Below are 5,455 nucleotides of genomic sequence, written 5' to 3'. Positions count from 1 at the left end.
TTCTCATTTGTCAGCCCTTTCTCATGACCTGCTGAGGGGGTGTGCAATTTCCACGCTATTCCAACGAGGCGCCTGCCGAAAAATGGTTGCGCAAGCGGGGCTGGAACATTGACGATATCAAGTCCGTTGCTGGACCAAGCAGGGCTCGCTGGCCGCGCTTCAGGATCGCCGTGGAGAACAAACCTGGTGTCATCCTCAGCTGGGAAGGGCAGCTTGGTCAGGTTGGAGAGTCAATCCGTTTCGTTGAGGAACTCGTGGAGGAGGAGACGTCGGAAGGTCGGCGAGAGATCCTGAGAACGGAAGTCGGTCGTTTCAAATGTGAAGGCGAAGATTGGGACGACAGTTATCCTGATTATGAAGGATCCATTCTTCCATATTGGCCATATTTCCCTTCGGAATGCAATGAAATATGTTGCTCAATATGCAATATTGTGTCGATGGATGTTTTTAATTTCAGCCCGTCAGACAGTTTGGATCTGTCAAAGAAGTATTGCGACGATCAAATGGATCTGACCGCAGGCCTGATCGAACTGAGCCGCCGGGATGTGGAAAAGAAGATCCTTCCCGTGCTGCAGAAGTTTTTTCCGCAGGTGAAGGATGTCCGGATCCGGCGTAGGTCCGACTGCAAGGAGGTGGGCTTCGTCGAGACCGTTGACGGGAAGGATGTCGTTCTTTCAGGGCGGCAGGCCGGCCAGGGATTCATCCGGCTTCTCGGCATCCTTGTCCGGATGTTGACTCCCGGCACGTTCATCACCATTGATGACCTTGAGACCGGCATCAGCATCGACTGGGTGTCAGAACTCATGAAGATCATTGAGGAGAGCGGCAAGCAGGTTCTCTTCACGACAAACAGCACGCTGGTCATGAACTTTGTCGATGATGACAAGGTCCGGCTGCTGTTCAGAAAGCCCGGGGGTGCGACAGCGATGGTGAACTTCGTGGACATCCCGAGCATGAAGAAGAAACTTGCGGTTTTCTGCCCGGGCGATGCACTCATCTCGAGCAGCCTGAGGGAGATAACGGATGAGGCGCTCGCCTTCACATCGCAGGCTTCGCCGGTGAAGCCTGCGCCTTGAACACCGGCGTCCTCTGACGACTCAGCTGCGCCGCGTGAGCATGTCGAGGTGCGCTTCCTTGCCGGCGGCGGATCCGGCGGACTCGGCCCGCGGGAAGATCCGGGAGACCACCGGGATGAGGAGCTCGGCGTAGTCGGCGGCGCTGATGCCGGGGCGCCGCTCGTGGGGGAGCGACTCGGCGAGGAAGGCCGCGGCCGAGGGCAGGCGCGTGACGAGGAGCGTCCTCAGCTCGCGCGTCGGGCGCAGGAAGAAGACCGCGTTCGTGGTGCGCAGCACCGGGGCCACCGGACGGCCCGACTCCGCGGAGAGCGCCAGGGCGGCGAGAACCGTCTGCAGGATGTCCTTCGGGCGCATGGACTCGGCCCAGCGCAGCGGATCCTCGAGCCGTCCGCCGCGGGACTTGTACTCGAGCGCGATGAGACCGGTCGAGAGTTCGATTACGGCATCGGGCTGCGCGAACAGGTCGCCCGCGTGGAAGGTCTCGCGGTCGGTCTCGGTCGCGAGGAGCTTCGCGCCCTGCTGCGGCAGGAACGGCACGAGGCGCAGCTCGTCACTCTCCCAGCGCGACACTGTCTCCGGGGCGAAGAAGACCGCCTCGACGCCCGCGCCGCAGAGGTCGGCGTGCGCCATCGTGAGGCCGGTGCGGCGCTCGAAGGGGAGGGTAAGGAGAAATTCCGCGTTGGCGAAGGGATCCGGAGCGTGCGGCAGGACGACGGGCGTCGTGAAGGGCGCCTCCTGCAGCTGCCGGGACGGAACCGCCTGGGGCTGGACCGCCGGCGCGGGCGCAGGGGCGGGCTCGGGCTCGACGGCCTGCATCACGGACTCGGGAACGGCATCGGTGAGGGTGCGGATCTCGGGCTCGGGCGTGACGGCCACTGCGGGCTCGACCGGGGCGGGTCTTGCCAGCACGGGCTCGGCGGGCCGCGTGACGTCGGGTCCGCGGGCGCGCAGGCGCGCGAGCGCGATCGGCGCCTTCAAGGCTCTGCGGTCAAAGCTTTCGAGCGGATCGCTGCTTGCCTCGGGGGCGGGTGGTTCGTCCGCCTCGTTCACCGAGCCCGGTTCCTCACGCGCGGGCTCCTCGGCGCGCGGCCGGCCGCGGAAGAGGCCGGCGACGGCGAAGATGATCCACGTGATCACAAAGCAGACGACGATGAAACCCACGGCCGCGATGATGAGGAGACCGAGCGGCGTCTGCGCCCAGGCGATGATCTGGTTCATCGATGACCTCCCTTGCCGCCGCGGGGCCTGGGAGCGCCGCGGCCATGGCGGGGAGCGGATGCAACGGATGCCTTCGGGGCGGCGCCCTTCTTCTGCGCGTGCTGCGGCGCGTAGCGCGGCGCGGCGGTGCGGCCCGGCGCCGCGAGGAAGGCGAAGACGCAGGGAAGCTTCGGGAGCGTGCGCGCGGCCTCGGGGAGCGCGCGCCACTTCTCGACCGTGAGCGTGCGGATCGTTTCGTCCGCACCCGTGATGTCCCAGGCGACGGTGAGGCGCGTCGAGGGAGCGAGGGTCTCGAGCATGGCGGCGAGCAGCCCCGAGTTGCGGTAGGGCGTCTCGATCGCGAGCTGCGTCTCGCTCGCGCGGCTCTGCGCCTCGGCGGCGAGCAGGGCCTCGCGGCGCTCGGCGTCGGCGATCGGGAGGTAGCCGAGGAAGCGGAAGCGCTGGCCGTCAAGCCCCGAGGCCATCAGGGCGAGGAGCAGCGAACTCGGTCCCGTGAGCGGCACGACGCGCAGGCCGAGCTCGTGCGCACGGGCGGCGATCTGCGCGCCCGGATCGGCGATGCCCGGGCACCCGGACTCCGAGATGATGCCGGCGTCCTCGCCCGCGAGCACCGGCGCGAGCCAGCCGTCGATCTTCGCCTCGTCCGGGTCGTGGCCGATCTCCTCGATCACGAGCGACGCGATGGGCTTCGGATGACCGAAGCTCTTCAGGGTCGCGCGCGCGGTCTTCGCCGCCTCGGCGTAGAAGCGGCCGAGCGAGCGGGCGACCTCGAGCGTGTGCGCGGGAAGGGTCTCCTCGGGCGGGCGCTCGCTGATCGGGCAGGGCAGAAGGTAAAGCGTTCCGGACATGATCGGCTTCTCCAGAGGCAATTATTTGGAGAGGATTCCCGGGAGGACCTCGATGCCGGCGTGCGCCAGCAGCGTCGTGAGCTTCATGAGCGGAAGGCCGATCAAGGACGTCGGGTCGTCTGACTCGACGGCTTCCATGAGCGCGATGCCGAGCTTCTCGATCTTGGCCGATCCCGCGCAGTCATAGGGCTCCTCGCGGTCGACATAAGCCTCGATCGTCGCGCGCGAGAGCGGGCGCATGCGGACCGTGGTGAGGCTCTCGAGCTTCTCGGCCTTTCCCTCGGCATCGATCACACAGAGGGCGGTCGCGAAGACCACCGTCTCGCCCTGCATGCGGGTGAGCTGCTCGATCGCGCGTTCGCGGGTGTGGGGCTTGCCGAGCTTTTCGCCATGGAGGTTCGCGGTCTGGTCCGAGCCGATCACGACCGAGCCCGGGTGCTTCTCCCAGACGGCGCGGGCCTTCATCTCGGAGAGGCGCAGCGCCGTCTCGCGCGGCGTCTCGCCGGGAAGAGCCGTTTCGTCAATGTCAGGGCTCTCGGCCGTGTATTCGAGGCCGAGACGGTCGAGGAGCTCGCGGCGGTAGCGGGAGCTCGAGGCAAGAATCAGGTGCTTTGTCATGGTCCGGTCATTTTAATGACAAGGCTCAAACCATTAGACTTGTGCGGCCGCGCGGTGACCTTCTCTTACGAGATGCGCCGTGCACCGACAGATTTTTTAGAAAGCACGATGACCCTCTACACCGATATCTTTGAACTTGCCCGCCGTGAGACGACCCTCGAGGGCGAGATTCCCGTGAAGAACCTCCCGCAGCTCCTCGCCTTCACCGCGACCGACGCGGGCTCGATCCGCTTCACGGTGACCGGCATGGGCGAGCGCCGGGGACTCCCCGCGGCCGAGCTCGTGATGGAGGGAGATGTGGAGCTTTTCTGCGCCCGCTGCAACCAGCCCGTTCCCGTGGAGATCGGTTCCGAGGCGGTCTTCCGCTTCGCCGCCTCCGAGGAGGCCGCCAATGCCCTTCCCATCGAGGACGACGAGGAGGACGAGGACGTGGCCGTGGGCTCGCGCCACTTCGACGTCGAGGCCTGGGTCGAGGAGGAGGCGATCCTGTCGCTTCCCCGCATGGTCTTCCACGATGACTGCGAGGAGGGCGGCGGCTGGCAGGACGAGCCCGAGGAGGTGGTCGAGAAGCCCAATCCCTTCGCCGCGCTCGCGGCGCTCAAGAAGTAACGAGAGGACCGCCGCAGGGGAGGGATTTTCATGGGGCTGCGCATCAACAAGTCCTTCAGGCTCGGTTCATTGCTGAAAGTGAACCTCAGCAAGACCGGGCTCTCGGTGACGGTCGGGAAGCCGGGCCTGAGCGTCAACGTCGGCAAGAAAGGTGCCACCGGGAATGTCGGCATTCCCGGGAGCGGCGTCTCATACCGCACGAAGATCAAGCCGGGCGGCATTCTGGACAAGATCAGGCAGAAGATCGGCCTCTGACTGAGGTGTGACCCGCACCGGAAGCCGGAGTCCGTTGAAGGCTGTCCTTGTTATCCGGGCGGCTGCGCCTGTCTTTTCACTCGATCACTTGTCCAGACAGGGATTCAGAGGGGTCTGGCGGTGATGACGGAGACGAGTCTTCCGAGAATCTTGTTGCGGCGGTGAAATTCATCTGCCTCGACGGAGTACGTCTCGTAGCGGGAGTTGTCGCTGATCACGCGGATGTCGTCAGCGACTCGCTGCAGACGCTTGATATAGAGATCCCTGTCGCGCATGAAGGCATAGATCGAGTCCGTGAACACATCCGTGACCTTCGTGTTGATGAGAACCGAGTCCCCGTCCTTCAGCGTCGGCTCCATGGAATCGCCGTAAACACTGAGGATCGCGAGGCTGTGCTCATCGCCGGAGCCCGCGTATCGCTGAACCCAGCGGTTGCTGACCTGCATCAGTCTGACGGACGGCGTTTCATTCAGCATGGCCTGCTTCGCAGGATCGACAGACACATCCGTGTCCGCCTGATAAAGCCTGACGAAGCCCTCGGTTTCGGGGCTTTTCTGGTATTCATCATCGCGGCCGGTCAGCAGCCAGCTCGGAGACACCTCCAGTGCCTCGCAGATCTTCAGAACCATGGGGATGGACGGCTGATTGCGACCGGTCATCCAGGCCGAGAAGGTCTGAGGATTCGTGTTGAGCTGCCGGGCGAGAGAGGCCTGTGAACGGTCTGTACGTTTGAGTATTTCATCTACTCGCTGCATCATTCCCATATCAATACCTTTAGGGGGCTTCTATAAACTAAGTGCCTGATTTATATCAAGAATCAGGGATTTTGGG

The 5,455-nt window shown here is 64.3% G+C and carries 7 protein-coding genes; 3 read left to right on the top strand and 4 right to left on the bottom strand.

Annotated features, from left to right (window positions below; translation table 11 throughout):
• Nucleotides 1-41: 41 nt before the first annotated feature.
• Nucleotides 42-1,076, top strand: a complete 1,035-nt coding sequence (locus Q4F91_RS12600) for an AAA family ATPase (protein ID WP_303338079.1) — start codon at nucleotides 42-44, stop codon at nucleotides 1,074-1,076.
• Nucleotides 1,077-1,097: 21 nt separating this feature from the next.
• Here the strand turns inward: Q4F91_RS12600 and Q4F91_RS12595 are convergent, their stop codons facing one another.
• The 3 genes from Q4F91_RS12595 to Q4F91_RS12585 are packed head-to-tail and all read right to left on the bottom strand — an operon-like array spanning nucleotide 1,098 to nucleotide 3,760.
• On the bottom strand, nucleotides 1,098-2,294 hold the full coding sequence (locus Q4F91_RS12595; protein ID WP_303338078.1) for a hypothetical protein: 1,197 nt from the start codon (nucleotides 2,292-2,294) through the stop codon (nucleotides 1,098-1,100).
• The gene (locus tag Q4F91_RS12590) at nucleotides 2,291-3,142 is read right to left on the bottom strand and encodes an SAM-dependent methyltransferase (RefSeq protein ID WP_303338077.1); all 852 of its coding nucleotides are present in this window, start codon (nucleotides 3,140-3,142) and stop codon (nucleotides 2,291-2,293) included. Before Q4F91_RS12590 ends, Q4F91_RS12595 begins: the two co-directional genes overlap by 4 nt.
• 21 nt (nucleotides 3,143-3,163) lie before the next feature.
• Nucleotides 3,164-3,760: a nucleoside triphosphate pyrophosphatase gene (locus tag Q4F91_RS12585; protein ID WP_303338076.1), complete on the bottom strand. Its 597-nt coding sequence runs from the start codon at nucleotides 3,758-3,760 to the stop codon at nucleotides 3,164-3,166.
• A gap of 108 nt (nucleotides 3,761-3,868) precedes the next feature.
• On the opposite strand from Q4F91_RS12585, the gene Q4F91_RS12580 reads away from it, so the two are divergent.
• The gene (locus Q4F91_RS12580; protein ID WP_303338075.1) at nucleotides 3,869-4,369 is read left to right on the top strand and encodes a DUF177 domain-containing protein; all 501 of its coding nucleotides are present in this window, start codon (nucleotides 3,869-3,871) and stop codon (nucleotides 4,367-4,369) included.
• A gap of 30 nt (nucleotides 4,370-4,399) precedes the next feature.
• Nucleotides 4,400-4,624 (top strand): DUF4236 domain-containing protein, encoded by a 225-nt coding sequence (locus tag Q4F91_RS12575; RefSeq protein ID WP_303338074.1) that lies wholly within the window; start codon nucleotides 4,400-4,402, stop codon nucleotides 4,622-4,624.
• A gap of 104 nt (nucleotides 4,625-4,728) precedes the next feature.
• Here the strand turns inward: Q4F91_RS12575 and Q4F91_RS12570 are convergent, their stop codons facing one another.
• Complete coding sequence (locus Q4F91_RS12570) at nucleotides 4,729-5,388, bottom strand: S24 family peptidase (protein ID WP_303338073.1); 660 nt, start codon at nucleotides 5,386-5,388, stop codon at nucleotides 4,729-4,731.
• Between the last annotated feature and the right edge of the window lie 67 nt (nucleotides 5,389-5,455).

Origin of the sequence: Sutterella sp. (genome assembly GCF_030539355.1) — a bacterium.
Taxonomy (GTDB): domain Bacteria; phylum Pseudomonadota; class Gammaproteobacteria; order Burkholderiales; family Burkholderiaceae_F; genus Sutterella.
The sequence above is the reverse complement of the archived record's forward strand: the minus strand, read 5'-3'. Positions and strand labels throughout refer to the sequence as shown.